We start from the raw sequence: 1054 nt of genomic DNA, 5'->3' as shown, positions 1-1054 counted from the left end.
GCGCGTCATATACGGCATCCGTCTGCTCCACTTTGATCAGCGAACCTTCACTTGTACTCCGATCATGCTCAATCCAGTGTGTGTTGTCGTATATCAGCATTTTAGAAATCCAAAAAAACTTATTGTTTGTTTATATCCTAATTCTTTTTTTCTTTATATCTTATTTATCTTAGATCATGGGTACTGTGGGTAACCGTTAAAAAGCTAAGTGATTCAATACATTAAAAACTGCGATCCAAATAAAAACCGCCTGTTTAGTTAACGATCCACCCTTTGTTAGCAACGATCCACTCGTTGTTTAACTGACGATCCACTTCTGCTCCTTGAACGATCCACACTACGTTAAAAACGATCCATTCGTAAGTATCACAGCCTATAAACAGGTTATTGACGACGGTGTCCAACCTTTTCACCTTGGCGGCGGCTGCCATGTTCCAAGGTGCGATATGGGTGTGAATAACGCTGTTTTTTTCGTCAATTAAACGCGCTCTGCGAGCTTGTTGCTAGGTGTTACCGGCGTAGTCTAGCAGTTGCTCCGCCGGTGTGACATTTTTAATTTCAAAGTCATTGCTGATTGAACCGGCGGATTTGATGGCGGTCGCATTTTTGCCGGTGATTGGCGCGATTATGCCTCTGGTTGCGTGCAAAGCGTGGTGGCCGTTCGGTGCGTTAGCGGAGGGATCGGTGCATATCTGTGGCAGGATCTCTTGCGCGGGGTGATCCGCTGATGATTTTGGGCATTATTTTAACTGCGATCCGTCCGTAGCTATTCCGCACGATCTGATGTGATGACGAGCACGGCTAATGTCACTTTGATAACAGTAATGCATTGAGTTATAAGCATTATTATTTTTAACTTGGTGGGTTTCACGTATGGCAATGTGAAGTTGTTTGTAAATAATGGCTAAAACCAGCCCATTTCTCTGGTTTGTCATGGCGAGGGCTTGATGTGGATGTGATGTATTCCCTATCCCTCTCCATTTAATCGCGATCCATCCGACACTATTCCGCCTGTTTGTTCTGCAATATTCGTCAATTTGGCGACGATCCATCC

The 1054-nt window shown here is 44.4% G+C and carries 1 protein-coding gene; it reads right to left on the bottom strand.

Annotation, left to right across the window (positions count from 1 at the left end):
• Positions 1–740: 740 nt before the first annotated feature.
• A partial coding sequence (locus ACRC27_RS05545) for a hypothetical protein (protein WP_438639384.1) occupies positions 741–1054 on the bottom strand: 314 nt, incomplete at its 5' end.

Origin of the sequence: Plesiomonas sp. (assembly GCF_051650925.1) — a bacterium.
Taxonomy (GTDB): Bacteria; Pseudomonadota; Gammaproteobacteria; order Enterobacterales; family CAMTGL01; genus Plesiomonas.
Note: the sequence above shows the minus strand (reverse complement) of the source record. Positions and strands in the feature narration are given on the sequence as shown.